Raw genomic sequence first — 24,172 nt, 5'->3', positions numbered from 1 at the left:
GCTCAGGCGCCGCGGCTGAGCAGCTCGCCCGCCCAGGCGGCCACGCCGTCCAGCGGGCGCAGCACCTGCTGCACGATGGCGCCCGCGGCCTCGGCGCGCAGCGGCTTGACCGCCACCATGCCCTGCGCCAGCTCGTCGGCGCCGAAGATCAGCGCGTAGCGCGCACCGCTGGCGTCGGCCTTCTTGAACTGCGCCTTCATGCTGGCCAGCCCCTCGGGGGTGCTGGCGTGCATCAGCACCTGCACGCCGGCGGCGCGCAGCGCGCGCAGCGCCGGCAGCACGCGCGGCCAGGCCGCCGCATCCGGCACGATCGCGTAGGCATCGGGCACCGGCGCCGCGGGCAGGCGCTGCTGCGCCTCCAGCAGCGCCAGGATCCGCTCCACGCCCATCGCCCAGCCCACCCCGGGCGCGGGCTTGCCGCCCAGCTCGGCGATCAGCCCGTCGTAGCGCCCGCCGGCGCAGACCGTGCCCTGGGCGCCCAGCGACGTGGTGACGAACTCGAACACCGTGTGCTGGTAATAGTCGAGCCCGCGCACCAGCCGCGGGTTGACGCGGTAGCCGATGCCCAGCGCCTCCAGCAGCGCACAGACGGTCTCGAAGTGTGCGCGCGAGGCCGACCCCAGGTGGTCCAGCAGCCGCGGCGCGCCCTCCACCAGCGCCTGCATCGCCGGGTTCTTGGTGTCGAGGATGCGCAGCGGGTTGGTGTGGAGGCGACGGCGCGCGTCCTCGTCGAGCTGATCGCGGTGCCGCTCGAAGTAGGCGATCAGCGCTTGCCGGTGCGCGGCACGCTCGGCCGGCTGGCCCAGCGTGTTGAGCTCCAGCGTGACGTCCTGCAACCCGAGCTCGCGCCACAGGTCGGCCGCCATCGCGATCAGCTCGGCATCCACCTCCGGCCCGGCCAGGCCCAACGCCTCCACCCCGATCTGGTGGAACTGGCGGTAGCGCCCGCGCTGCGGCCGCTCGTGCCGGAACATCGGCCCCATGTAGTAGAAGCGCTTCGGCCCGTCGTAGAGCAACGAATGCTCCACCACCGCGCGCACCACGCCGGCCGTGCCCTCCGGCCGCAGCGCCAGCTGCTCGCCGTTGAGCCGATCCTCGAAGGCGTACATCTCCTTCTCGACGATGTCGGTGACCTCGCCCAGCCCGCGCACGAACAGCGTCAGCGGCTCCACGATCGGCGTGCGGATGTTGCGGTAGCCGTAGCGCTGCAGCACGGTGCGCACGCGCGCCTCCAGCCACTCCCAGTGCGCCGACTGCGGCGGCGCGATGTCGTTCATGCCCTTGACGGCGGTGATGCGTTCGCTCATGCGTTGCCTTGTGCCTCGGCACGCCGGCCCCAGCGGCGCGCCACGTAATCCTCGACGATCTGGCGGAAGTCCTCGGCGATGCGCTCGCCGCGCAGCGTGGCCACCTTCTGGCCGTCGACGTACACCGGAGCGGCGGGCGCCTCGCCGGTGCCGGGCAGGCTGATGCCGATGTCGGCATGCTTGCTCTCGCCCGGGCCGTTGACGATGCAGCCCATCACCGCCACTTTCAGGTTCTCGACGCCGGGGTAGCGCCGGCGCCATTCGGGCATGGCGGCGCGCAGGTGGTCGTCGATCTGCTTGGCCAGCTCCTGGAACACGGTGCTGGTGGTGCGGCCGCAGCCCGGGCAGGCGGTGACGCTGGGCACGAAGGCGCGCAACCCCAGCGCCTGCAGGATCTCCAGCGCCACCACCACCTCCTGCGTGCGCGGCTCACCGGGCTGCGGCGTGAGGCTGACGCGGATGGTGTCGCCGATGCCCTGCTGCAGCAGCACCGCCAGCGCCGCGGTGGAAGCCACCACGCCGCGCGCGCCCATGCCGGCCTCGGTCAGACCCAGGTGCAGCGGGTGGTCGCAGCGGCGCGCCAGCTCCTGATAGACCGCGATCAAATCCTGCACGTGCGACACCTTGCACGACAGCACGATATCTTCGGGCTTCATGCCGAGCTGCTGCGCGCGCTCGGCCGAGGCCAGCGCGGAGGTGATCAACGCCTCGTACATGACCTGCCGCGCATCCCACGGCCGCGCGCGGCGCGCGTTGGCGTCCATCAGCTCGGCCAGCAGCTCCTGGTCCAGGCTGCCCCAGTTGACGCCGATGCGGATCGGCTTGCCCCAGCGCAGCGCCGCCTCCACCATCAGCGCGAACTGCCGGTCCTTCTTGTCGCCGCGGCCCACGTTGCCGGGGTTGATGCGGTACTTGGACAGCGCCTGCGCCATGTCCGGGTGATCGTGCAGCAGCCGGTGGCCGTTGAAGTGGAAGTCGCCGATCAGCGGCACCGGCACGCCCATGCGGTCGAGCTGCTCGCGGATGTGCGGCACCGCGCGCGCGGCCTCGTCGTGGTTGACGGTCAGGCGCACCAGCTCCGAGCCGGCCTGCGCCAGCTCCTTGACCTGGATCGCGGTGGCGATGGCGTCGGCGGTGTCGGTGTTGGTCATCGACTGCACGCGCACCGGCGCATCCCCCCCGAGGGTGACGCGGTGCGCGCCCCAACTCACCACCCCCTGGCGCGAGCGGCGCGGCGCGGCGGCCGGCAGCGGGATCGGGCGATCGTCGGCGGCCGCTCGATCGGCGGCCCTGGTCTTGGCGTCCATGGATGCGTCAGCGAACCTCGAAGCGGGCCACGTTGTTGCGCGCCAGTGCCGCCAGATCCAGCGGCCGGCCGCGCACCTCGGCCTGCGTGGCGTCGGCCCGCCCGACCACCACCGCCAGCGGCAGATCCTCATCGAAGCGCAGCGTCTCGCCGGGCGCCACGTTGCGCTGCAGCAGCACGCGGCCGGAGGCGCCGGTGACCTGGATCCAGCTGGAAGCCGACGCGCGCAGCAACAGCGCAGCCGGCGCCGCCTCGGCGGTCTGCCCGCCGGCAGGGGCGGCGGCGCCGGCCGCGCCCGGCGCTGGCTCACGGGCGGCGGGCTCCGATGCGGCTGGCGCAGGGGCCGAGGAAGGGAGGGCGTCGGACACCGCCACGCCGCCGGCCACGGTGCCACTCGGCCCGGAGCCGGCCGGCGCAGGCTGGGCCGGCATGGCCGCGGGGGACGTGGCCACCGGCTCGGCCACGGAGGACGCGGCGGGTGCCGGCACCGGGTCGAGCAGCCCGGCGGGCAGACCCCACCACGCCAGCGCCGCCGCCAGCAACAGCAGCAGGGCCAGCAGCAACGGGCCGCGCCGCGCCGTGGCGGCGGCCGCATCGGAGAAGGCCGGCACCGCCCCCTTGCGCGGCATCGGTGTGTCCAGATCGCCGCTGGAGGGTGTCAGCCGGGGCGCCTCACTGGTCGGCAAGGCCGCCAACACCGGCGCCGGATCGATCTTGAGCGCCCGGCACACCGACAGCGCCAGCGCGCGCGTGAAGGTGGCGTCGGGCAGCGCGTCGTAGGCACCGTCCTCCAGCGCCTGCAGGCGCTGCACCGGCACCTTGAGCATGCCGGCCAGCGTGGCGATGTGCACGCCGGCGCGCTCGCGTGCCTGGCGCAGCAGCGCGCCGGCGTCTTCGGCACGAGCCGGCGGCGACACCTCGGGTTCACTCATCGAACGCCCCCCGCTCCAGCGCGCCGGCCTCGCGCGAGGCCGGGAAGCGCCGCCGCAGCTGCTCACCCAGCTGCGCGGCCGCCTCGCGGTTGCCCAGCCGCCGCTCGATCTTGACGCCGAGCCACAGCGACTCGGCGTTGGCCAGCTCCGAGTTGTTGAGGCGGCGCGCGTAGAACTGCGCGCGCGCGTCGTCGCCGCGCTGGTGCAGCAGCAGCGCCAGGTTGTACATCGTGATCGGGTTGCCGGGGTCGAGCTCGAAGGCGCGCGCCAGCGTGCGCTCGGCTTCGGCCGGCTGACCGGCGCGCGCCTGACACACGCCCCAGGCCAGCCAGGTGCGTGGCTGCCCCCGGTAGGCGGGCGCCTCCAGCGCACGGCGGAAGGCGTCGAACGAGGCCGGGTAACGCCCGTCCTGGCAGTACATCCAGCCCAGGTTGTGCCACGTGTCGCCATCGCGCGGGTCGAGCCGCAGCGCCTGCTGAAAGCTGTCCTCGGCCAGACGCTGGTCACGCAGCGCGGTGTAGATCAGGCCGCGCAGGTTGAAGGCCGCGGCGTAGGTGGGATCGATCTGGATCGCCTGCTTGACCTCGTCCAGGGCCACCGTCAGCTGCCCTTGCTCGAAGTAGCCGGCGGCCAGCTCCACGCGCGTGCGGGCACGCTTGCGCTGCGGCGGCTCGTCGGATTCGGTGATCCAGTCCTGCCCTGCCCCGCCCGGACGCGGTCCGCCCGCGCAGCCGGCCAGCACCGCCGCCAGCAGCAGCGTCAGCAGCCACGGCACGGTGTGCCGCCCCGTCGGCCCGACGATCATGACGACGCCACCTCCGGCGCGGACGTGCGCCCCCGCTCCGGGCGCAGCGGCAGCACACGCCGCCGCGCCAGCCGCTCGGCGGCGCGCGTGCGATCGCGCACGTCGCCGGCCAGCTGGCCGCAGGCCGCATCGATGTCGTCGCCGCGCGTCTTGCGAATCGTCGTGACGATGCCGGCGGCGTTGAGCCGGTCGGCGAACGCCTTGACTGCCTCCCGCGGCGAGCGCCGCAGGCCCGACTGCGCAAAGGGGTTGAACGGGATCAGGTTGACTTTGCACGGCACGCCGCGGCCGCGGTGGCCGCGCAACAGCGCGATCAGCCGCTCGGCGTGCGCCGGCGTGTCGTTGACGCCGTCGAGCATGCAATATTCGAACGTGATGAAGTCGCGCGGCGCCGCCGGCAGGTAGCGCAGGCAGGCGTCCAGCAGCTCGGCCAGCGGGTACTTGCGGTTCAGCGGCACCAGCTCGTCGCGCAGCGCATCGTCGGGGGCGTGCAGCGACACCGCCAGCGCCACCGGACAATCCTGCGCCAGGCGCTCCATCATCGGCACCACGCCGGAGGTGGACACCGTCACGCGCCGCCGCGACAGGCCGTAGCCGTGGTCGTCCAGCATCACGCGCAGCGCCGGCACCAGTGCGGCGTAGTTCTGCAGCGGCTCGCCCATGCCCATCATCACCACGTTGGAAATGACGCGCTCGGAGGTACCGAAGCGGCGCCGCAGCGCGTGCTCGGCGTGCCACAGCTGGGCGATGATCTCGCCGGTGGTGAGGTTGCGGCTGAAGCCCTGGTGCCCCGTGGAGCAGAAGCGGCAGCCGACCGCGCAGCCGGCCTGGCTGGACACGCACAGCGTGCCACGGTCGTCCTCGGGGATGTAGACCGACTCGACGGCGTTGCCGTCGCCGACGTCGAACAGCCACTTGATGGTGCCGTCGGCCGAGACCTGCTCGGCCAGCACCGGCAGCGCGCGCACCGTGGCCACCTCAGCCAGCTGCTGGCGCAGGTCGCGCGCCAGGTCGGTCATGTCCTCGAAGCGCGCCACCCCCTTCTGGTGGATCCAGCGAAACAGCTGCACCGCGCGGAAGCGCTTGTGGCCCAGCCGCTCGCAGAAGGCGGCCAACCCCTCGAGGTCGAAGTCGAGCAAATTGGCCGTCATGACATGGTTCAGCGCGAGTAGATCGCCATGCCGGGGAAGAAGAACGCGATCTCGGCGGCGGCGGTTTCCGGCGCGTCGGAACCGTGCACCGCGTTGGCGTCGATGCTCTCGGCGAAGTCGGCGCGGATCGTGCCGGGGGCGGCCTTCTTCGGATCGGTGGCACCCATCAGCTCACGGTTCTTCGCGATGGCGTTCTCGCCTTCCAGCACCTGCACCATCACCGGACCGGAGACCATGAAATCGACCAGGTCCTTGAAGAACGGACGCTCGCGGTGCACGGCGTAGAAGGCTTCGGCTTCACGGCGCGACAGGTGCACCATCTTGGCCGCCACGATCTTGAGACCGGCCGCCTCGAAGCGGCTGTAGATCTGGCCGATGACGTTCTTGGCGACGGCGTCGGGCTTGATGATGGAAAGGGTGCGTTCGATGGCCATGGTATTCGTTCAAGGATTACAAAACCCGGCATTTTAGCCTTTGCGGCGCTTGCGCGGTGCAACCGTCGCTGCGGCGGCGGGTGCCGCCGCCCGTCTGCCGTCCTTCGCCACAGCCTCTTTCGCCGCCCCGGACTTGCCGGAAGCTGCCGCCGAAGCGGCCGTCCTGGTGGCGCCAGCCGGCGGCCTGGGCCGGCTGGGACGGGGGCCTGCCCCGCGCCCCGCGGCGCCGCGGCGCCGCGGGGCGGCGGGGCGCTGCGGCGGCGCCATGCCGGCCTGTGCCATCAGCTCCAGCACCGCCGCCGGCTCCAGCTCGACCCAGGCCCCGCGGCGCAGGCCGCGCGGCAGCAGCACCGTGCCGTAGCGCACGCGGATGAGGCGGCTGACGACGTGTCCGACCGCCTCGAAGAGGCGCCGCACCTCGCGGTTGCGTCCCTCGGCCAGCGTGACGCGGTACCAGCGGTTGGCGCCGCTGCCACCGGCCTCCTCCAGCGCCAGCACGCGCGCCGGCCCGTCCTCCAGCGTCACCCCCTCCAGCAGGCGCTGCCGCTCCTCGGCCGCAAGCGGCCCGAGCACCCGCACCGCGTACTCGCGCTGCAGGCCGAAGCGCGGGTGCATCAGCCGGTTGGCCAGCTCGCCGCTGTCGGTGAACAGCAGCAGCCCCTCGGTGTTGAGGTCGAGCCGGCCCACCGCCATCCACTTGCCGCTGCGCAGCCGCGGCAGCCGCCCGAACACGGTCGGGCGGTTCTGCGGATCGTCCAGGGTCACCACCTCGCCTGCCGGCTTGTGGTAGGCCAGCACGCGCGGCAGCCGGGTGGGCTGTGGCTGCCAGCGCACCGGCCGGCCGTCGACCTTGATGACGTCGCCGGCGGCGACCCGCTGGCCGACGTGCGCCGGCTGGCCGTTGACGGTGACGCGGCCGGCGGCGATGGCCTGCTCCATGTCGGCGCGCGAGCCGAGCCCGAGCTGGGCCAGCACCTTGTGCAGCTTGACGGAGACGTCGGCCCCCGCGGAGGCGCGCGGCCGACGCGCCGGCGGCGTCGCGGAAACGGGAGGGCGGGAAGCGGTCATGTCGTGGTCTCGGAAAGGGGGTCGGCCGCAGCCAGCCCGGGCAGTTCGGGGGTGGGGTCGGCGTCAGCCTCCAGCGCCGGCAGCGACGCCAGCGACGCCAGACCGAGGTCGTCGAGGAACTGGCGCGTGGTGGCGTACAGCGCCGGGCGCCCCGCGGTGTCGCGGTGTCCGACCACCTCGATCCAGCCGCGCTCCTCCAGCTGCCGCAGGATCGGCGTGCCCACCGTCACGCCGCGGATGGCCTCGATGTCGCCGCGCGTGACCGGCTGCCGGTAGGCGATGACCGCCAGCGTCTCCAGCACCGCGCGGCTGTAGCGCGGCGGCTTTTCGGGGTTGAGGCGCTCGAGGAACGGGTGTACGTGCGGCCGCGTCTGGAAGCGCCAGCCGCCGGCCACCTGCACGAGCGCGAGCCCGCGGCCATCCCAGGCGCGCTGCAGCGCCTGCAGCGCCGCCTGCACTTCGGCGCCCGGCAGGGCGCCGTCGAACAGCGCCGTCAGCTCCGCCAGCGTCAGCGGCCGGCCAGCGCACAACAGCGCGGCCTCCAGCACCTGCTGCGCCTCGTCACGGTCCATGCGCTACTCCTGCTCTTCCTGCGCCGGCCAAAGGAGCGCGGGATTGTAGTGCAGCGCCAGCGCCTGCACGGCCGCGCCAAGGTCGTGCGGCAGCGCGCTGTCGAACGCCAGCCAGCCACCCCCCACCGGGTGGCGCAGCCCGAGCCGCGCCGCATGCAGCCCCTGACGCTGCAGACCGGCCAGCGGACGGCCGCCGTAGAGCGCGTCGCCCACCAGCGGATGGCCGAGCCAGGCCAGGTGCACGCGGATCTGGTGCGTGCGGCCGGTGTGCAGCCGGCAGCCGATCAGCGTGGCCGCCGCGGCGCGGTCGAGCACGCGCACATCGGTGCGCGCCACGCGCGCCGCGGGGCTGCCGGACGGATGCACGGCCATGCGCAGCCGCTGGCGCGGATCGCGCCCGATCGGCGCCTCCACGCGACGTTCGGCCGCCCCGCTCCAGGCCCCTTGCGCCAGCGCCACGTAGATGCGCCGCACGCGGCGCGCGGCGATCGCCGCCACCAGACCCTCGTACGCGCGTGCGCTCTTGGCCACCACCATCAGCCCGCTGGTGTCCTTGTCCAGCCGGTGCACGATGCCGGCGCGCGGCAGCGCGGCCGCCCCGGCATGATGCGCCAGCAGCCCGTTGAGCAGCGTGCCGCTCCAGTGCCCGGCGCCCGGGTGCACGACCAGACCAGCCGGCTTGTCCAGCACCAGCAGGTGCTCGTCCTCGTACACCACCGGCAGCCCCATCGGCTGCGGCGCGTACGCCTGTGCCTGCGGTGTGGGCCGCAACTCGACGGCCACCGTCTCGCCCGCGCGCAGCCGGCGTGCGCACTTGGTCACCGTGGCGCCGTCGACCTGCACCGCCCCCTGCATGACGAGCTGCTGCAGGTGGCTGCGCGACAGCCCGTCCAGCGCCATCGCCAGCCATCGGTCCAGCCGCTGTCCGTGGCCCGCCGCGTCCACCGCCAGCGTGCGCCACTCGACCGCAGCGTCGGCCTCCTCGTCGGCGCCGTCGTCGGGCCGGTCGACCTCTATAATTTTTTCCATCTTGTCTAGCTGGCGCGGCTGCGCGCCGTCTGGGGCGCCACCCGATGAAATCCCGCACATTATCCGCCGCCTTCCTGCGTCGTCCGCTGCTGGGGACGGCCCTGCTTGTTGCGCTGCTGGGCGGCTGCGCCAGCGGCCCGGAGAAGGACGTCACCGCTGGCTGGAGCCCCAACAAGCTCTACGCCGAGGCGATGGACGAGCGCGCCGCCGGCAACTACGACAAGGCGATCCAGTACTTCGAGAAGCTGGAGGGCCGCGCGGCCGGCACGCCGCTGGCGCAGCAGGCGCAGCTGGAGAAGGCCTACGCGCACTACAAGAACGGCGAGCCGGCGCAGGCGATCGCGACGCTGGAGCGCTTCATGCGCCTGCACCCCGCCAGCCCGGCGCTGGACTACGCGCTGTACCTGAAGGGCCTGGTCAACTTCAACGACAACCTGGGCCTGTTCGGCTTCCTGTCGCAGCAGGATCTGTCGGAGCGCGACCAGAAGGCGGCCAAGGATTCGTTCGAGGCCTTCAAGGAGCTGGTGGAGCGCTTCCCCGACTCGCGCTACGCCCCCGATGCGCGCCAGCGCATGGTCTACATCGTCAACGCGCTGGCGCAGTCGGAGGTGCACATCGCCCGCTACTACCATCGGCGCGGCGCGCACGTGGCGGCCATCAACCGCGCCCAGCAGGCCATCCGGGACTATCCCAACGTGCCGGCCGTCGAGGAAGCGCTGTACATCCTGTACAAGTCCTACGAGGCGCTGGGCATGGAGGAGCAGGCGCGCGATGCGCGCCGCGTGCTGGAGGCCAACTTCCCCGGCAGCGTATTCCTGACGCGCGGCCTGCAGCGCGACAGCGGTCCGTGGTGGAAGCTGTGGTGAGCCGCCAGCGGCGCGCCCCGCACTGACCGCCCGCGCCCTCCAACGCATGAGGCCACCCGCACGGGTGGCCTCGTCTCCCGGATGGCGGCAGGCATGACCCGCCGCCCTGGACGCACGGCTCAGACCGTTTCGCCCAGCACCTGCACGTTGACGTCGACCACGACGTCGGTGTGCAGGCCGATCTGCACCGTGTAGTCGCCGACGTTCTTGAAGACGCCGTTGGGCATGCGCACCTGCGACTTGTGGATCGGGAAGCCGGCCTTGGTCAGCTCGGCGGCGATGTCGTGGTTGGTCACCGAGCCGAACAGGCGGCCGTCCACGCCGGCCTTCTGCGTGATGCGCACGGTGTGGCCGGCCAGCTTCTCGGCCAGCGCCTGCGCTTCGGCCAGCTTGGCCGCGGCGGCCTTCTCCAGCTCGGCGCGGCGGGCGTTGAACTCGTCGATGGCGGCCTGGGTGGCGCGGCGCGCACGGCCGGTCGGAATCAGGTAGTTGCGGGCGTAGCCGTCCTTGACCTTGACGATGTCGCCGAGGTTGCCCAGGTTGACGACCTTGTCGAGCAGAATGACTTGCATGGTGGCGGGCTCCTTCAGACGCGGTGCTGGTCGGTGTACGGCAGCAGGGCCAGGAAGCGCGCGCGCTTGATGGCGGTGGCCACCTGGCGCTGATAGATCGCGCGCGTGCCGGTCAGGCGCGCCGGAATGATCTTGCCGTTCTCGGCGATGAAGTCCTTCAGCGTGTCGATGTCCTTGTAGTCGACCTCCTCGACGCCGGCGACGGTGAAGCGGCAGAACTTCTTGCGCTTGAACAGCGGGTTGTTGCTGGTGCGCTTGGGGCGGTTGCCCGTGTTGCGTTGCGGTGCAGCCATGATGGATTCCTACTGCGTTTCGAATGTCTGGATGTGGAAGACGACGCCGTGACCCCGGCGCGTGGAGACGAGAAAGCCGCGGCACGCCAGCTCCTGCCCCGGGACGATGCGCGCCAGCCGCTCGGCCAGCTCCCCGAAGGCCACCGCCCTCAGGCGCAGCGTCACCACGCGCCGTCCGTCCGCCTCGGCCTGCAGCGACTGGTGCTCCAGCACCACGTCCTGCGCGGCCACGCCGGCGGGGGTATAGCGCAGCGGGGCCCGCTCGGCCAGCCGCGCCATCAGCTCCAGCCGGTTGACGGCGTCCGCGGACGCGCCAGCGCGGCTCAGGCCGCGGCCTCCTGCTGGGCCTGGGCCTTGCGGGCCTCCTCGCGCTCGACCGCCTTCATCATCGCGGAGGGCGCGGTCTCGGCCTTCTTCTTCTGCACCACCAGGTGGCGCAGCACGGCGTCATTGAAACGGAACGCCGTCTCGAGCTCGGCCATGACCTCCTTGCCGGCCTCGATGTTGAGGCACAGGTAGTGGGCCTTGGACAGCTTGTTGATCTGGTAGGCCAGCTGGCGGCGACCCCAGTCCTCGACGCGATGGATGATGCCACCGCCGGCGGTGATCATGCCCTTGTAGCGCTCCAGCATGGCGGGCACCTGCTCGCTCTGATCCGGATGGATCAGCATCACGATCTCGTAGTGACGCATGGACTCTCCTTGTGGAATGAACTGCCGCCCCGGCGTCAGACGGGTGCAGCAAGGAAGCCTTTCATTATAACTCGGGCCCACCCGGCATGCGCAGGCGCCGCACCCAGGCGCGCCGCGCCGCCGATGGCGCCGGCGTCAGCAGGCTGACCACCACCAGCGCGGCCGCGCCTGCCGGCACGCCGAAGACGCCGGCGGCGATCGGCTCGATGCCCCACCACAGCCACGGTCCACCTTCCAGGCCCAGCAGGCCGCGCAGCCAGGGCTGGTTGAGCGCCACGTAGCCGAGCGTCACGCCCATGCCGACCAGCATGCCGGCCACCGCGCCCGGCCCGTTGGCGCGCGACCAGAAGATGCCCAGCACCAGCGCCGGGAAGAATGCCGAGGCCGCCAGCGAGAACGCCGCCGCCACCAGCAGCAGGATGTCGGCGGGCTTGTGCGCGGCCACGTAGGCGGCCAGCAGCGCCACCACCAGCAGCACCACCTTGGACAGCGTGACGCGGCGCGCCGTCAGGGCCGCCGGAGCCAGCGTCTTGTAATAGACATCGTGGCTGAGCGCGCTGGTGATGGCCAGCAGCAGCCCGTCGGCGGTGGACAGCGCCGCGGCCATGCCGCCGGCGGCCACCAGCGCGGCGATGACGTATGGCAGGCCGGCGATCTCGGCGGCGGCCAGCACGATCACGTCCGCCCCGAGCGTGATCTCGCCCAGCTGCAGCACGCCGTCGCGGTTGACGTCGCGCACCGACAGCAGGGCCGGATCGACCTTGCTCCAGGCCGCCACCCAGGCGGGCAGCTCGTCGAAGCGCGTGCCGACGAGCTGCGTGAACACCTCGTGCTTGACCAGCACCGCCAGCGCCGGCGCCGTCAGGTACAGCGCGGCGATGAAGACGATGCCCCAGGCCACCGACTGCCGCGCCTGCGCGACGCTGGGCACGGTGTAGAAGCGCACCAGCAGATGCGGCAGCGCCGCCGTGCCCACCACCAGACAGAACACCAGCGCCAGAAAGTTGCGTCGCGAGACCTCGAATGCGGCGCGCTGCGCCGGCTCGCCATCGGGCGCACCGGCAAAGGGCTGGGCGTGCGGCGGCAGCCCCCCCAGTGGCTGCGCGCGCGCCTGTGCCTGCGCCAGCTGCTGGCTCCACAGCATGCGCGCGGCCTCGGCGTCGCGCGGCAGGCGCGCCAGCGCCCGCTCGGCCGCGGCGATCTCGCCTGCCTCCGCCCCCAGCAGGCGCAGCGCCTCCAGGTGCCCCTCCAGCTGCGCGCGCTCGCGCTGCAGCGCCGCGGCCGGGTCGCGCAGGCGCTCGGCCAGCACGTGCGCGTGGTGCGCCCAGACGCGCTGCACGTGGCGCTCGTCGGCGGCTTCGCGCAGCGCCTGCTCGCGCGCGCTGACCTGCTGCAGCTGCGCCACGTAGCCGAGCTGCGGCAGCAGCGAGCCGGTCTGCTTCAGCGACAGCCACAGCACCGGCGCGACGAAGGCCACGATCAGCACGATGTACTGCGCCACCTGCGTCCACGTGATGGCGCGCATGCCGCCGAGGAACGAGCACACGAGGATGCCGCCCAGGCCGAGGAAGACACCGACCTCGAAGGCCAGCCCGGTCAGCCGCGAGGTGATCAGCCCGACACCCACGATCTGCGCCACCACGTAGATGAACGAGCACAGCACCAGCGCCACCACCCCGATCAGGCGCGGCACCGCCCCGCCGTAACGCTCGGCCAGGAAGTCCGGGATGGTGAACTGGCCGAAACGGCGCAGGTACGGCGCCAGGAACACCGCCACCAGCACGAAGCCGCCCGACCAGCCCAGCACGAACGCCAGCCCGCCGTAGCCCTGCAGGTACAGCGTGCCGGCCAGCCCGATGAAGGACGCCGCCGACAGCCAGTCGGCCGCCAGCGCCATGCCGTTGAACGGCGCCGGCACGCGCCGCCCGGCCACGTAGTACTCGACCGGATCGACCGTGCGCGTCAGGATGCCGATGGTGGCGTAGACCGCCAGCGTCGCCAGCAGGAACACCACGCCGATCAGGGTGCGCGACCAGCCCAGTCGCTCCAGCGCCGCCAGCAGCAGCGTGAAGGCCAGGAACGCCAGCGTGAAGCGCGCGTACAGCCGCACCAGCTGGCGGCGGTAGGCGGCGTCGTCGGCGTTCGTTCGCATCGGCATTCGGCAGGGTGCCCCGCCGCGGAGCGCGGCGGCGCCGTCAGCGAGGTGTACGATGCCGATGTTAGCGTGTCGCCATGCGCCCGATGTCCGACCCCGCCCCTGCCCTCGACGACAGTCTGACGCTGAGCACCACGCCGGTGCGCGCGCTGCTGCGCCGCGCGCCGGTGTGCGTGCCGCCGGAGCTGCCGATCCGCGCCGCCGCCCAGCGCATGCGCGAGCACGGCGTCTCCTCGGTACTGGTGACGCAGGACGGGGCGCTGCTGGGCATCGTCACCGACCGCGACCTGCGCAACCGGGTGCTGGCCGTCGGGCTGGATCCGCAGCGACCGGTGATCGAGGTGGCCACCACCGCGCTGCAGACGGTGGACATCGGCGATGCGGCCTTCGATGCGCTGCTGCTGATGGCGCGGCTCAACATCCACCACGTGCCGGTGACCGACGGCGGCCGCGTGGTCGGGCTGATCTCCAGCACCGACCTGCACCAGCGCCAGAGCGACTCGGCGGTGGTGCTGGCACAGGCCATCCACCAGCAGGACGACGTGGAGGATCTGCGGCAGGTGGCCAGCCGCATCGGCGCGCTGCAGCGCCAGCTGGTCGCCGCCGGCACCAGCGCGCACGCCATGGGGCGGGTGGTGTCGGCGATGACCGACGCCCTGACCGTGCGGCTGCTGCAGCTGGCCGAGCGCAAGCTGGGGCCGGCGCCGGTACCCTACGCCTGGGTGGCTGCCGGCTCGCAGGGTCGCAACGAGCAGACCGCCAAGAGCGACCAGGACAACTGCCTGGTGCTGGACGACGCCTACGACGAGGCGCGCCACGGCGCCTACTTCGAGGCGCTGGCGCGCTTCGTCTGCGACGGCCTCAACGCCTGCGGCTACGTCTACTGCCCGGGCGAGATGATGGCGATGACGGCGCAGTGGCGCCAGCCGCTGGCGCGCTGGCGCGAGTATTTCCGGCGCTGGATCGACACGCCCGACCCCAAGGCGCTGATGCTGACCTGCGTGTTCTTCGACCAGCGCTTCGTCGCCGGCGAGCGCAGCCTGCTGGAGACGCTGCGCGCCGAGGTGCTGGCGCGTACGCCGTCGCAGCGCATCTTCCTGGCGCACATGGTCGGCAATGCGCTGACGCACACGCCGCCGCTGAACTGGCTCGGTCACCTGCAGACCATCCGCCACGGCGAGCACGCCGGCACCATCGACCTCAAGCACGGCGCCATCGTGCCGATCATCGACTTGGCGCGCGTTTACGCGCTGGCTGGCGGCATTGCCGCCGTCAACACGCGCGAGCGGCTGCTGCACAGCGCCGAAAGCGGCGAAATCAGCGCCGCGCGCGCACGCGACCTGGTCGATGCGCTGGAGTTCCTGACCACGCTGCGCGTGCAGCACCAGGCGCGGCTGCTCGAGGCGGGGCACGCCGCCGACAACCACCTGCGTCTGGAGGAGTTGTCGGATCTGGAGCGGCGCCACCTGAAGGACGCCTTCGCGGTGGTCAAGGACCTGCAGGGCGTGCTGGAAAAGCGCTACCTGGCCGGGCGGCTGTGACGACGCCGCGCCTGCTCCTCAGTAGGTCAACCGCGCGTAGAAGGTGCGCTCGGCGGCGCGACGCGCCTGGCCGAGCGTGACGATGCCCTGCTGCGCCAGCAGCGGGATCAGGCGCAGGAACACCTCGGCGGTGACGAAGGCGTCGCCCAGCGCGGTGTGGCGGCCCAGCACCGGAATGCCGAAGCGCGCCGCGATCTCCTCCAGGCTGTGCGACGGCTGCTCCGGATGCACCACCGCCGACAGCAGCAGCGTGTCCAGCACCGGCTGATCGAACACGACGCCGACGCTGCGCTCCTTGAGCTGCAGGAAGCGCATGTCGAAGGCCGCGTTGTGCGCCACCAGCACGGTGTCGCGCGCAAACGCATGGAACGCCGGCAGCACCTGCGTGATGTCGGGCTGGCCGCGCACCATCTCCGGCGTGATGCCGTGGATCGGGATCGTCGCGCGCGGGATCGGGCGACGCGGATCGACCAGCTGCTCGAAGCTCTCGTGCCGCAGCAGCCGGCCATTGACGATGCGCGTGGCGCCGATCTGGATGATCTCGTCGCCATCGGACGGGTTCAGGCCGGTGGTCTCGGTGTCGAAGACGGTGTAGGTCAGCTGGGCCAGCGGCATGTCGTCCCACGCCTGCACGGCCGGCGAGACACGGAACAGGTCGAAGTCGTAGAACTCCGGCCGGCTCTCGGCCCGCACCACGGCCTGCGGCTCGGCACCGGCGCTGGCGGCCAGCGCCGGCAGCCACAGGCACAGCCGCCCGCCACCGCCAGGGGCCTCCTCCAGCCAGCAGGCGCCGCCGTGCCGCTCGGCGACCTCGCGCAGGCTGGTGCCGCCGACGCCGTCGTCGTCCTCGAGCCAGCGGCCCTCGCGCGCCACGGCGGCCGACCCCGACCAGCTCAGCGCCAGGTGCACGCGGCGCGCGCCGCCGCCGTCCTGCGGCTGCTGCAGCGCCAGCGTCAGCTCATGCACCCCGGCCTGCCGCGCCAGCCGCACCGCCAGCCGCTGCAGCCCCTGCGACAGCGCAAAGCTCTCCACGCGCACCCACACCGAGGGGTCACACGGCTCCACCGTCACCTGCAGGCCTTCGACCTCGCCCAGGCGGCGCTGCAACACCGCCAGCAAGTCGGCCCCCAGCATGTCCTCCAGCGGCCAGTGCGTGGCCGGCTGGGCCAGCCCTTCGCGGGCCGCCTCCTGCACCCGCTGGCCCAGCCCCAGCACCTCGTCGTGCACCACGGCCAGCAGGCGCTGGCGCATGGCGTCGTCCACGTCGGGCAGCTGCAGCACCTCCAGCGCCGCGCGCACGTTGGCCAGCGCGCGCCGCCCGCCCTCGGTCAGCTCGGTCCACAGCCGCTCCTGGCGCGCCGCCTGCTCGTGTTCGCGCGTGATGTTGTCCAGCACCAGCACGAAGCCGGCCATCGCCGCCGGATCGGCCTGCCGTCCGCCCTCCTCGTCGCCGACCTCGCGCACCGGTGCCACCTGCACGCGCAGCAGCTGCCCGCCGCGCGTGGCGGTGACGAACTGCGTGCTGGGCTGCGCCGCGCCCTTGCGCAGGCGCTGGCGCAGCTCCTCCAGCGCGTGGGCGATGAGCGCGCGGTCCAGCACGGTGTAGATCGAGCGCCCCAGGCCCAGCAGCTCGGCTCCCCCCAGCCCGCCGGGCGCCTGCGACAGCGCACGCACCTGCAGCCGCGCGCGGTTGTTGTAGAGCAGCACGCGCCCGTCGAGGTTGCAGACGATGACGCTTTGCGTCAGCTCGGCCATCAGCGCGGCCAGGCGGCGCTTTTCCTGCTCGATGGCGCGCGCCCCGGCGCGCACGCGCTCGTCCACCTCGGCGCGCCAGCGCTCGCGCTGCTGCACCAGCTCATTGAACAGCCGCGCCACGCGGCGCACGTCGGCCGGTCCGCGCTCGCGCAGCGTCGGGGCGGGCTCGGCAGTGAGCAGCACCGCCGCCTCCTCCGCCAAGCGCCGCCAGGGATGCACGCCGACCTCGAAGGCCTTTTGCAGTCCCCAGGCGATGGCGACCATGCCCAGCAGCCACATCAGCAGCACGAAGCCCCAGCGGTCGCCGAGCAGCTCGAGCATGTGCTGCCGCGCCTGCTGCTCCAGGGTAACGGCGATCAAACCCACCGTCACCGCCAGCCACGCCAGCGACACCGCTGCCGCCCCGGCCAGCAGCCACCACAGGCGCGGGTCGACGCGCCGCCTCATCGCGGCCGCTCCAGCAGCTCGCGCACGCGCTGCACCAGGTCCTGCGTGGCGAACGGCTTGGTCAGGTAGGCGTCGGCCCCGAGCGCCAGCCCCTTGGCGACGTCGGCGTCACGGCCCTTGGCGGTCAGCATGACCACGCGCACCGGCGCCAGCTGCGGGTCGGCGCGGATCGCCTGGCAGACCTCGAAACCGTCGCGGCGCGGCATCATGACGTCGAGCAGCACGAGGTCGGGACGCCACTCGCGCACCGCCCGCAGCCCCTCCTCGCCGTCGTGGGCGCAGCGCACCTCGTAGCCCTCGCGCTTCATCAGGAACTCCAGCGGCACGAGGATGTTGGGCTCGTCGTCGACGATCAGCACGCGCTTGGCTGCCATGGCGCCGGTCTCCTCTGCATCGTTTCGGCCCCGCCACCGCACGGGCCGTCTCGCTCTTCAGTGTACGCCGGGCGGCTGACGCTGCGCCAACAGGGGAAGCTCGAACACGAAGCAAGCCCCACCCTCGTACGCCTCGTCGAGCCAGAGGCGGCCGCCCAGGTGCTCGACGATGCGGCGGCTGATCGGCAGCCCCAGCCCGGTGCCTCCCGGGCGCGCGCCGTCGCCACCCTGGCGGAACTTTTCGAAGATCGCCTGGCGCTGCGCCGGCGGTACCCCGGGGCCGTTGTCGATCACCGCCACGCGCACGCGCTCGCCCTGCGGCGCCGGCTCCACCACCACGCGCACGCAGCCGCGGCCGTCGTCCGGCACGAACTTGGCGGCGTTGGACAGCAGGTTGAGCAGCACCTGCTGCAGTCGATCCGGGTCGGCGCGCACCCAAGCCTGCTCGACGGCAGCCTCCACCACCAGCATGGCGCGGCGCGCCTCCAGCAGCGGCTGCGCGGCGGCGGCCGCGTGCCGCACCGCGGCCACCACGTCCACGTCGGCGCTGGCCCACTCGGCCTGGCCGGATTCGATCTTGGCCATGTCCAGCACCTGGTTGACCAGCCGCGACAGCCGCTGCGCCTCGTCGACCATGATGCCGAGAAACTGCCGGCGCTGCGCCGCTGGCAGGTCGGGGTCGTCGCGCAGGATCTCGGCCAACGCGCGGATCGAGGTCAGCGGCGTGCGCAGCTCGTGCGTCACCGACGACATGAAGTCGTCCTTGAGGCGGTCGAGCTCCTGCAGCCGCTCGTTGGCCGCGCGCAGCTGCTGCGTGGCTTCCTCCAGCGAACGCGACTTTTCCTCCAGCGCCCGCGACAGCGCGCGCAGCCGGCTGGTTTCCTGCAGAATGTCGAGCACGTCGTCCAGATGCAGCGGCTGCTCCTGCACCACCGAGGCCACCAGCCGCCGCGCCGAGGCACTGCCGACGGTGCCGGCCAGCTGCGTCTCCACCCACTGCACCAGCGCGGCGTCGGGCACCAGCGCCGCCGGGGCCACCCCGCGCGCCTGCGCCTGCTGCGCCAGCAAGGCCTCGGCGCGCGCCTCGCCGACGATGCGCGCCAGCAGCGCGCGCAGCGCCGGCAGCGAGGCTTGGCCGCGCCACAGCACCGGCGCGGTGCCGTCGCCGCCGGTGAACAGCAGCGCCTGCGCCGCCTCCGCCGCACCTGGCGGGCGCGCCAACGACACGCCGACATAGAGCGCGACGTTGACCAGCAGGCTCCAGAACAGCCCGTGGGTGAGCGCATCGAAGCCCTGCAGGCCCAGCAGCGCCTCCGGCCGCAGCAGCGCCACGCCCCAGGGCCCCTGCTCCACCCACGCGCGCGGCAGCCAGCCGGACTTGGCCAGCGACGGCAGCATCAGCGTGTAGGCCCACACCGCAAAGCCGCCCAGCAGCCCGGCCAGCGCCCCGGCGTGACTGGCCCCGCGCCACCACAGGCCGCCGAAGAAGGCCGGCGCGAACTGAGCCACCGCCGCGAAGCTGATCAGCCCGATGCTGACCAGCGCGTAGGCGTCGCCGGCGACGCGGTAGTAGGCGTAACCGAGCAGCAGCAGCCCGACGATGGCCAGCCGGCGGATGCGCAGGATCAGGCCGGTCAGGTCGGCCCCGGGCGCTGCGCGCGCGTGCCGGCGCAGCCACCAGGGCAGCACGAGGTCGTTGCAGACCATCGTGGCCACCGCGATCGACTCGACGATGACCATGCCGGTGGCGGCCGACAGCCCGCCGAGGAACACCAGCAGCACCAGCGCGTCGGCGCCGGCGGCCTGCGGCAGCCGCAGCACGAACAGCTCGGCCTGCGGTGCCGCCTCCGGCCCCCAGACGAGCAGGCCCGCCAGCGCCAGCGGCAGCACGAACAGGTTGATCAGCCACAGGTAGAGCGGAAACACCCAGGCCGCGCGCCGCAGATGGCGCTCGTCCTCGGCCTCCACCACCATCACCTGGAACTGCCGCGGCAGCAGCAGCACCGACAGCGCGGCCAGCAGCGTCAGCGCCAGCCAGCTCGACCAGGCGAACGAACCCGCATCGCCCAGCGTCAGCAACCGCGCCAGGGCCGGCTCGGCGCGTGCGCGCGCGAACAGCTCGCCCGGCCCGCCCATCATGCCCCAGGTGACGTAAGCCCCCGCGGCGAGGAAGGCCACCAGCTTGACCAGCGACTCGAAGGCGATCGCGCTGACCATGCCGGCGTGGCGCTCGGTGCCGTCCCAGTGGCGCACGCCGAAGACGATCGTGAACGCCGCCAGCCCGAGCGCCAGGTACAGCGTGCTGTCCTGCCACCAGGCCAGGCCCGCGCCGGCGTCCCGCGGCTGGCCGGTGATCACCGCGGTGGCCACCGCGATGCCCTTGATCTGCAGGGCGATGTACGGCACGATGCCGACCACCGTGATCAGCGTCACCCAGCCGGCCAGCACCGGGCTCTTGCCGTAGCGGCTGGCGATGAAGTCGGCGATCGTGGTCAGGCGCTGGGTGCGCGCCAGCCGCACGATGCGGCGCAGCACCACCCAGCCCAGCACCATCGCCAGCGTGGGGCCGAGGTAGATCGGCAGGAACCACAGCCCGCCGCTGGCGGCGCGGCCGACGCTGCCGAAGTAGGTCCAGGCGGTGCAGTACACCGCCAGCGACAGCGCGTAGACCCAGGGGCTGCGCGTGGGGGAGCGGCCGGCGCGCGCGCGTCCGTCGGCCCAGTGCGCCACGCCGAACAGCAGCGCCAGATAGGCGAAGGCGGCGCTGGCGACGACGGCGGTGGACATCGCAGGCCCCTGCGGCCGTGCCGGGTCAGTCCGGCGCGCCCTCCAGCACCCAGGCCAACAGCGCGATCAGCCCGGCCCAGACGACGAACAGCGCCACCGCCCAAGGGGCGGCCGCGCCGGCCTGCTCGGCCAGCGCGGCCCACACCGCCAGCAGCGGAAAGTTGAACGCCGCCACGCCCAGCGCGAACAGCGCCCACAGCCGGGCCTGGGTCGGGGCGTGCGGTGGGCGCGACATGGCGGCGCAGCCTGCGTCAGCCCTGTCCGGCCAGCCGGTGCCAGGTGTCGACCACCGTGTCCGGGTTCAGCGAGATCGAGCTGATGCCTTTGTCCATCAGCCAGCGCGCGAAGTCCGGATGGTCGCTGGGCCCCTGGCCGCAGATGCCGATGTACTTGCCCTGCGCGCGGCAGGCCTGGATGGCGCGCTCGATCAGCGCCAGCACCGCCGGGTCGCGCTCGTCGAAGTCGTGCGCCAGCAGCTCCAGCCCCGAGTCGCGGTCCAGCCCGAGCGTCAGCTGCGTCAGGTCGTTGGAGCCGATCGAGAAGCCGTCGAAGAACTCGAGGAACTGCTCGGCCAGCACCGCGTTGCTCGGGATCTCGCACATCATGATGAGCTTGAGATCGTTGTCGCCGCGCTTCAGGCCCATCGAGGCCAGCAGCTCGGTGACGCGCCTGGCCTGCGCCAGCGTGCGCACGAACGGCACCATCACCTGCACGTTGGTCAGGCCCATCTCGCCGCGCACGCGCTTGATCGCCTCCACCTCCATCGCGAAGGCCTCGGCGAACTCGGCGCTCAGGTAGCGCGCCGCGCCGCGGAAGCCCAGCATCGGGTTTTCCTCGTCGGGCTCGTAGCGGCTGCCGCCGATCAGCTTGCGGTACTCGTTGCTCTTGAAGTCCGACAGCCGCACGATGACCGGCTTGGGCCAGAACGCCGCGGCGATCGTGGCCACGCCCTCGGCCACCTTGTCGACGTAGAAGGCGCGCGGGCTGGCGTGGCCGCGCGCGGCCGATTCCACCGCGCGCTTGAGGTCCGCATCGACGTTGGGGTAGTCCAGGATCGCCTGCGGGTGCACGCCGATGTTGTTGTTGATGATGAATTCCAGCCGCGCCAGGCCGACGCCGCCGTTGGGAATCTGCGCGAAGTCGAACGCCAGCTGCGGGTTGCCGACGTTCATCATGATCTTGACCGGCAGCTCCGGCATCTCGCCACGCTTGACCTCGGTGACCTCGGTCTCCAGCAGTCCCTCGTAGATGTGGCCGGTGTCGCCCTCGGCGCAGCTGACGGTGACGAGCTGGCCGTCCTTGAGCGCCTCGGTGGCGTGGCCGCAGCCGACCACCGCGGGGATGCCCAGCTCGCGCGCGATGATGGCCGCGTGGCAGGTGCGCCCGCCGCGGTTGGTGACGATGGCGCTGGCGCGCTTCATGATCGGCTCCCAGTTGGGGTCGGTCATGTCGGTGACCAGCACGTCGCCGGGCTGCACCTTGTCCATCTCGGCGATCGAGTGCACGATGCGCACCTTGCCGGTGCCGATCTTCTGGCCGATGGCGCGGCCACTCACCAGCACCGGGCCCTTGGCCTTGAGCTTGTAGCGCAGCTCCACCTGGCCGGCGGCCTGGCTCTTGACGGTCTCCGGCCGCGCCTGCAGGATGTAGATCTGGCCGTCGACGCCGTCCCTGCCCCACTCGATGTCCATCGGACGGCCGTAGTGCTGCTCGATGACCAGCGCGTAGCGCGCCAGCTCCAGCACCTCGGCATCCGTCAGGCTGTAGCGGTTGCGCTGCTCCACCGGCACGTCCACCGTCTTGACCAGCTTGCCGCCGGCGGCCTTCTCCTCCGGCGTGGCGAACACCATCTGGATCAGCTTGCTGCCGAGGTTGCGGCGGATGATGGCGTGCTTGCCGGCCTTGAGCATCGGCTTGTGGACGTAGAACTCGTCGGGGTTGACGGCGCCCTGCACCACCGTCTCGCCCAGGCCGTAGCTGGCGGTGATGAAGACGACGTCCTCGAAGCCGCTTTCGGTGTCGATCGTGAACATGACGCCGGAGGCGCCCAAGTCCGAGCGCACCATGCGCTGCACGCCGGCCGACAGCGCCACCTCGCTGTGCGCGAAGCCCTTGTGCACGCGGTAGCTGATCGCGCGGTCGTTGTAGAGGCTGGCGAAGACCTCCTTGATCTTGTGCAGGATCTGCTCGATGCCGACGACGTTGAGGAAAGTCTCCTGCTGGCCGGCGAACGAGGCATCGGGCAGATCCTCGGCGGTGGCCGAGGAGCGCACCGCGTAGCTGGCGTTCAGGCCCCCGTCCAGGCGCGCGTAGGCGTCGCGGATCGCGGCTTCCAGCTCGGGCGGGAACGGCTGCGCCTCGACCATGGCGCGGATCTCGGCGCCGGTGGCCGCCAGCGCCTTGACGTCGTCGGCGTCGAGCCTGGCGAGCATCGCGTGGATGCGCTCATCCAGCCCGCCGTGCTTCAGGAACAGACGGAACGCATGCGCCGTGGTGGCAAAGCCGGTGGGCACGCGCACGCCCTGCGGCAGCTGCGAGATCATCTCGCCGAGGCTGGCGTTCTTGCCGCCGACGATTTCGACGTCGGCCATGCGCAGCTGCTCGAAGGGAACGACCAGTGCGTCGGGGGGAAAGCGGTTGTCGGACATGGTGGCAACACTCCAGATGGTGGAAAAACCGGTCCGCGGCGCCGCCGGCGCGGCGGGGCCTTGTCGTCGTTGTTCGTTCGTGGCCCGCGCGTCGCGCGGCGCGGACGGCCATGCGAACCGCTCGCGCCACGCCGCGATAATGTCCGGGATTGTACGTCCGGGGCGCCTGCGCCCCCACCCATTCCGCCAGCCTGCGCCCCATGCCCAACCGCACCGCCTTCTTCGTTTCCGACGGCACCGGCATCACCGCCGAGACGTTTGCCGACGCGCTGCTCAAGCAGTTCGAGATCCACCCCAAGCGCGTGCGCCTGCCCTTCGTCGACGACGTCGACAAGGCGCATCAGGCGGTGCGCCAGATCAACCATGCCGCCGAGGTCGACGGCAAGCGGCCGCTGGTGTTCACGACGGTGGTCAATCTGGAGGTGCTGGAGGTGCTGCGCCAGCACTGCCAGGGCATGCTGATCGACATGTTCGGCACCTTCATCGCGCCGCTGGAGCTGGAGCTGGGCATGAAGTCCAACCACCGCGTCGGGCGCTTCTCCGACGTGACGCGCAGCCGCGAGTACCACGACCGCATCGAGGCGATCCACTTCACGCTGGAGCACGACGACGGCCAGACCGACGCCAACCTCGAACAGTCGGACGTCATCCTGGTGGGGGTCAGCCGCAGCGGCAAGACGCCCACCTCGCTCTATCTGGCGCTGCAGTTCGGGCTGAAGGCATCCAACTACCCGCTGATCCCCGAGGACTTCGAGCGCGGCCAGCTGCCCCCGGCGCTGCTGCCGCACAGGAGGAAGCTGTTCGGCCTGACGATCGATCCGGTGCGCCTGAGCGAGGTGCGCCACGAGCGGCGGCCGAATTCGCGCTACGCCAGCCTGGAGCAGTGCCGCTACGAGGTGCGCGAGGCCGAGGCGCTGATGCGCCGCGCCGGCATCCGCATCCTGTCGACGACGCACAAGTCGATCGAGGAGATCGCCACGATCATCCGCCAGGATCTGGAGGCGCAGTCCGCCCGCTGAGGACGGACGCGCCGGAGCGCGAGGTTCGCTGCGCGCGACCTGGCGGGTTCAGTCGCGCGGCGCGGCGCGGCGGGTGCGTCCCGGGCCGAAGCCGTGCGCGTGGCGCGCCAGCGCGAACGACAGGAAGATCTTCATCCACAGCGTCGAGCCGGCGATCGCGACCCAGTCCTCGTAGGCGAGCCAGCCCAGCAGCACCGACACGATCACGCCGACCAGCACGCCGCCGGCGACGAGGTTGAGCGCGAGTTCGTACGGCGCCCAGCGCGCCGGATCCGCGGGAGGCTCGCCCTTGCGCAGCGCCACCTCGGAGAAATCGTGCCGCACGGCGATGCGCCAAGCGCGCCGCAGCCAGAAGAATGCCACGGGGAAGAGCACCAGGAAAAACAGAATCTTGATCGGGTAGACGGTGACCATTGACA

General features: G+C 72.2%; 23 protein-coding genes. 3 read left to right on the top strand and 20 right to left on the bottom strand.

Annotated features, from left to right (window positions below; translation table 11 throughout):
• Window positions 1-2 precede the first annotated feature (2 nt).
• Genes hisS through Tsedi_RS00440 form a run of 9 tightly spaced genes read right to left on the bottom strand, consistent with a single transcriptional unit; the run spans window position 3 to window position 8,604 of the window.
• On the bottom strand, window positions 3-1,307 hold the full coding sequence (hisS, locus tag Tsedi_RS00480) for a histidine--tRNA ligase (protein WP_143892526.1): 1,305 nt from the start codon (window positions 1,305-1,307) through the stop codon (window positions 3-5).
• Window positions 1,304-2,614, bottom strand: coding sequence for a flavodoxin-dependent (E)-4-hydroxy-3-methylbut-2-enyl-diphosphate synthase (ispG, locus tag Tsedi_RS00475; RefSeq protein ID WP_143892524.1), 1,311 nt, complete (start codon window positions 2,612-2,614; stop codon window positions 1,304-1,306). The genes hisS and ispG overlap by 4 nt, the downstream gene beginning before the upstream one ends.
• A gap of 7 nt (window positions 2,615-2,621) precedes the next feature.
• On the bottom strand, window positions 2,622-3,545 hold the full coding sequence (locus Tsedi_RS00470; RefSeq protein WP_143892522.1) for a helix-turn-helix domain-containing protein: 924 nt from the start codon (window positions 3,543-3,545) through the stop codon (window positions 2,622-2,624).
• Window positions 3,538-4,350, bottom strand: a complete 813-nt coding sequence (gene pilW, locus Tsedi_RS00465; RefSeq protein WP_143892520.1) for a type IV pilus biogenesis/stability protein PilW — start codon at window positions 4,348-4,350, stop codon at window positions 3,538-3,540. Before pilW ends, Tsedi_RS00470 begins: the two co-directional genes overlap by 8 nt.
• Window positions 4,347-5,501: a dual-specificity RNA methyltransferase RlmN gene (gene rlmN, locus Tsedi_RS00460; protein WP_143892518.1), complete on the bottom strand. Its 1,155-nt coding sequence runs from the start codon at window positions 5,499-5,501 to the stop codon at window positions 4,347-4,349. Before rlmN ends, pilW begins: the two co-directional genes overlap by 4 nt.
• 8 nt (window positions 5,502-5,509) lie before the next feature.
• Window positions 5,510-5,935, bottom strand: a complete 426-nt coding sequence (ndk, locus tag Tsedi_RS00455) for a nucleoside-diphosphate kinase (RefSeq protein ID WP_143892516.1) — start codon at window positions 5,933-5,935, stop codon at window positions 5,510-5,512.
• A gap of 33 nt (window positions 5,936-5,968) precedes the next feature.
• Window positions 5,969-7,003 carry a pseudouridine synthase gene (locus Tsedi_RS00450; protein ID WP_185970527.1) on the bottom strand — a complete coding sequence of 345 codons (1,035 nt, stop codon included), beginning with the start codon at window positions 7,001-7,003 and terminating at the stop codon, window positions 5,969-5,971.
• On the bottom strand, window positions 7,000-7,575 hold the full coding sequence (gene scpB / locus Tsedi_RS00445) for an SMC-Scp complex subunit ScpB (protein ID WP_143892513.1): 576 nt from the start codon (window positions 7,573-7,575) through the stop codon (window positions 7,000-7,002). The genes Tsedi_RS00450 and scpB overlap by 4 nt, the downstream gene beginning before the upstream one ends.
• A gap of 3 nt (window positions 7,576-7,578) precedes the next feature.
• On the bottom strand, window positions 7,579-8,604 hold the full coding sequence (locus tag Tsedi_RS00440) for an RluA family pseudouridine synthase (RefSeq protein WP_246099123.1): 1,026 nt from the start codon (window positions 8,602-8,604) through the stop codon (window positions 7,579-7,581).
• Window positions 8,605-8,648: 44 nt separating this feature from the next.
• Between Tsedi_RS00440 and Tsedi_RS00435 the strand changes: the two genes are divergently transcribed.
• Window positions 8,649-9,470, top strand: coding sequence for an outer membrane protein assembly factor BamD (locus Tsedi_RS00435; protein ID WP_143892509.1), 822 nt, complete (start codon window positions 8,649-8,651; stop codon window positions 9,468-9,470).
• 119 nt (window positions 9,471-9,589) lie between these two features.
• On the opposite strand, the gene rplI is transcribed toward Tsedi_RS00435, so the two are convergent.
• The 5 genes from rplI to Tsedi_RS00410 form a co-directional block, all read right to left on the bottom strand.
• Window positions 9,590-10,042 (bottom strand): 50S ribosomal protein L9, encoded by a 453-nt coding sequence (gene rplI, locus Tsedi_RS00430; RefSeq protein ID WP_143892507.1) that lies wholly within the window; start codon window positions 10,040-10,042, stop codon window positions 9,590-9,592.
• Between the two features lie 14 nt (window positions 10,043-10,056).
• Window positions 10,057-10,335, bottom strand: coding sequence for a 30S ribosomal protein S18 (gene rpsR / locus Tsedi_RS00425; protein WP_143892504.1), 279 nt, complete (start codon window positions 10,333-10,335; stop codon window positions 10,057-10,059).
• Between the two features lie 9 nt (window positions 10,336-10,344).
• Window positions 10,345-10,662, bottom strand: coding sequence for a primosomal replication protein N (gene priB / locus Tsedi_RS00420; RefSeq protein ID WP_281280117.1), 318 nt, complete (start codon window positions 10,660-10,662; stop codon window positions 10,345-10,347).
• Window positions 10,659-11,027 (bottom strand): 30S ribosomal protein S6, encoded by a 369-nt coding sequence (gene rpsF / locus Tsedi_RS00415; RefSeq protein ID WP_143892500.1) that lies wholly within the window; start codon window positions 11,025-11,027, stop codon window positions 10,659-10,661. Before rpsF ends, priB begins: the two co-directional genes overlap by 4 nt.
• 64 nt (window positions 11,028-11,091) lie before the next feature.
• Window positions 11,092-13,179: a sodium:solute symporter family protein gene (locus Tsedi_RS00410; protein ID WP_246099122.1), complete on the bottom strand. Its 2,088-nt coding sequence runs from the start codon at window positions 13,177-13,179 to the stop codon at window positions 11,092-11,094.
• Between the two features lie 89 nt (window positions 13,180-13,268).
• Here Tsedi_RS00410 and Tsedi_RS00405 point away from each other — a divergent pair, with 89 nt between their 5' ends.
• Complete coding sequence (locus Tsedi_RS00405; protein WP_246099121.1) at window positions 13,269-14,723, top strand: DUF294 nucleotidyltransferase-like domain-containing protein; 1,455 nt, start codon at window positions 13,269-13,271, stop codon at window positions 14,721-14,723.
• Window positions 14,724-14,741: 18 nt separating this feature from the next.
• On the opposite strand, the gene Tsedi_RS00400 is transcribed toward Tsedi_RS00405, so the two are convergent.
• The 5 genes from Tsedi_RS00400 to ppsA are packed head-to-tail and all read right to left on the bottom strand — an operon-like array spanning window position 14,742 to window position 22,734.
• Window positions 14,742-16,925 carry a 3'-5' exonuclease gene (locus tag Tsedi_RS00400; protein ID WP_143892494.1) on the bottom strand — a complete coding sequence of 728 codons (2,184 nt, stop codon included), beginning with the start codon at window positions 16,923-16,925 and terminating at the stop codon, window positions 14,742-14,744.
• Complete coding sequence (locus Tsedi_RS00395; protein WP_143892492.1) at window positions 16,922-17,299, bottom strand: response regulator transcription factor; 378 nt, start codon at window positions 17,297-17,299, stop codon at window positions 16,922-16,924. Before Tsedi_RS00395 ends, Tsedi_RS00400 begins: the two co-directional genes overlap by 4 nt.
• Window positions 17,300-17,356: 57 nt before the next feature.
• Complete coding sequence (locus Tsedi_RS00390) at window positions 17,357-20,086, bottom strand: sensor histidine kinase (RefSeq protein ID WP_143892490.1); 2,730 nt, start codon at window positions 20,084-20,086, stop codon at window positions 17,357-17,359.
• Between the two features lie 25 nt (window positions 20,087-20,111).
• Entirely contained in the window at window positions 20,112-20,321 is a 210-nt protein-coding gene (locus Tsedi_RS00385; RefSeq protein ID WP_143892488.1) for a hypothetical protein, read from the bottom strand.
• A gap of 16 nt (window positions 20,322-20,337) precedes the next feature.
• Window positions 20,338-22,734, bottom strand: coding sequence for a phosphoenolpyruvate synthase (gene ppsA, locus Tsedi_RS00380; RefSeq protein WP_143892486.1), 2,397 nt, complete (start codon window positions 22,732-22,734; stop codon window positions 20,338-20,340).
• A 200-nt stretch (window positions 22,735-22,934) separates the two neighbouring features.
• On the opposite strand from ppsA, the gene ppsR reads away from it, so the two are divergent.
• Entirely contained in the window at window positions 22,935-23,753 is an 819-nt protein-coding gene (ppsR, locus tag Tsedi_RS00375; RefSeq protein ID WP_143892484.1) for a posphoenolpyruvate synthetase regulatory kinase/phosphorylase PpsR, read from the top strand.
• A 48-nt stretch (window positions 23,754-23,801) separates the two neighbouring features.
• Here the strand turns inward: ppsR and Tsedi_RS00370 are convergent, their stop codons facing one another.
• The gene (locus Tsedi_RS00370) at window positions 23,802-24,167 is read right to left on the bottom strand and encodes a hypothetical protein (RefSeq protein ID WP_143892482.1); all 366 of its coding nucleotides are present in this window, start codon (window positions 24,165-24,167) and stop codon (window positions 23,802-23,804) included.
• Window positions 24,168-24,172: the final 5 nt, after the last annotated feature.

This window comes from Tepidimonas sediminis, assembly GCF_007556605.1.
Taxonomy (GTDB): domain Bacteria; phylum Pseudomonadota; class Gammaproteobacteria; order Burkholderiales; family Burkholderiaceae_C; genus Tepidimonas; species Tepidimonas sediminis.
The sequence above is the reverse complement of the archived record's forward strand: the minus strand, read 5'-3'. Positions and strand labels throughout refer to the sequence as shown.

Excerpts from the sequence above, each read along its gene's own strand:
- hisS (WP_143892526.1), bottom strand. The coding sequence starts at position 1,307 with ATGAGCGAACGCATCACCGCCGTCAAGGGCATGAACGACATCGCGCCG.
- ispG (WP_143892524.1), bottom strand. The coding sequence starts at position 2,614 with ATGGACGCCAAGACCAGGGCCGCCGATCGAGCGGCCGCCGACGATCGC.
- Tsedi_RS00470 (WP_143892522.1), bottom strand. The coding sequence starts at position 3,545 with ATGAGTGAACCCGAGGTGTCGCCGCCGGCTCGTGCCGAAGACGCCGGC.
- pilW (WP_143892520.1), bottom strand. The coding sequence starts at position 4,350 with ATGATCGTCGGGCCGACGGGGCGGCACACCGTGCCGTGGCTGCTGACG.
- rlmN (WP_143892518.1), bottom strand. The coding sequence starts at position 5,501 with ATGACGGCCAATTTGCTCGACTTCGACCTCGAGGGGTTGGCCGCCTTC.
- ndk (WP_143892516.1), bottom strand. The coding sequence starts at position 5,935 with ATGGCCATCGAACGCACCCTTTCCATCATCAAGCCCGACGCCGTCGCC.
- Tsedi_RS00450 (WP_185970527.1), bottom strand. The coding sequence starts at position 7,003 with ATGACCGCTTCCCGCCCTCCCGTTTCCGCGACGCCGCCGGCGCGTCGG.
- scpB (WP_143892513.1), bottom strand. The coding sequence starts at position 7,575 with ATGGACCGTGACGAGGCGCAGCAGGTGCTGGAGGCCGCGCTGTTGTGC.
- Tsedi_RS00440 (WP_246099123.1), bottom strand. The coding sequence starts at position 8,604 with ATGGAAAAAATTATAGAGGTCGACCGGCCCGACGACGGCGCCGACGAG.
- Tsedi_RS00435 (WP_143892509.1), top strand. The coding sequence starts at position 8,649 with ATGAAATCCCGCACATTATCCGCCGCCTTCCTGCGTCGTCCGCTGCTG.
- rplI (WP_143892507.1), bottom strand. The coding sequence starts at position 10,042 with ATGCAAGTCATTCTGCTCGACAAGGTCGTCAACCTGGGCAACCTCGGC.
- rpsR (WP_143892504.1), bottom strand. The coding sequence starts at position 10,335 with ATGGCTGCACCGCAACGCAACACGGGCAACCGCCCCAAGCGCACCAGC.
- rpsF (WP_143892500.1), bottom strand. The coding sequence starts at position 11,027 with ATGCGTCACTACGAGATCGTGATGCTGATCCATCCGGATCAGAGCGAG.
- Tsedi_RS00410 (WP_246099122.1), bottom strand. The coding sequence starts at position 13,179 with ATGCGAACGAACGCCGACGACGCCGCCTACCGCCGCCAGCTGGTGCGG.
- Tsedi_RS00405 (WP_246099121.1), top strand. The coding sequence starts at position 13,269 with ATGTCCGACCCCGCCCCTGCCCTCGACGACAGTCTGACGCTGAGCACC.
- Tsedi_RS00400 (WP_143892494.1), bottom strand. The coding sequence starts at position 16,925 with ATGAGGCGGCGCGTCGACCCGCGCCTGTGGTGGCTGCTGGCCGGGGCG.
- Tsedi_RS00395 (WP_143892492.1), bottom strand. The coding sequence starts at position 17,299 with ATGGCAGCCAAGCGCGTGCTGATCGTCGACGACGAGCCCAACATCCTC.
- Tsedi_RS00390 (WP_143892490.1), bottom strand. The coding sequence starts at position 20,086 with ATGTCCACCGCCGTCGTCGCCAGCGCCGCCTTCGCCTATCTGGCGCTG.
- Tsedi_RS00385 (WP_143892488.1), bottom strand. The coding sequence starts at position 20,321 with ATGTCGCGCCCACCGCACGCCCCGACCCAGGCCCGGCTGTGGGCGCTG.
- ppsA (WP_143892486.1), bottom strand. The coding sequence starts at position 22,734 with ATGTCCGACAACCGCTTTCCCCCCGACGCACTGGTCGTTCCCTTCGAG.
- ppsR (WP_143892484.1), top strand. The coding sequence starts at position 22,935 with ATGCCCAACCGCACCGCCTTCTTCGTTTCCGACGGCACCGGCATCACC.
- Tsedi_RS00370 (WP_143892482.1), bottom strand. The coding sequence starts at position 24,167 with ATGGTCACCGTCTACCCGATCAAGATTCTGTTTTTCCTGGTGCTCTTC.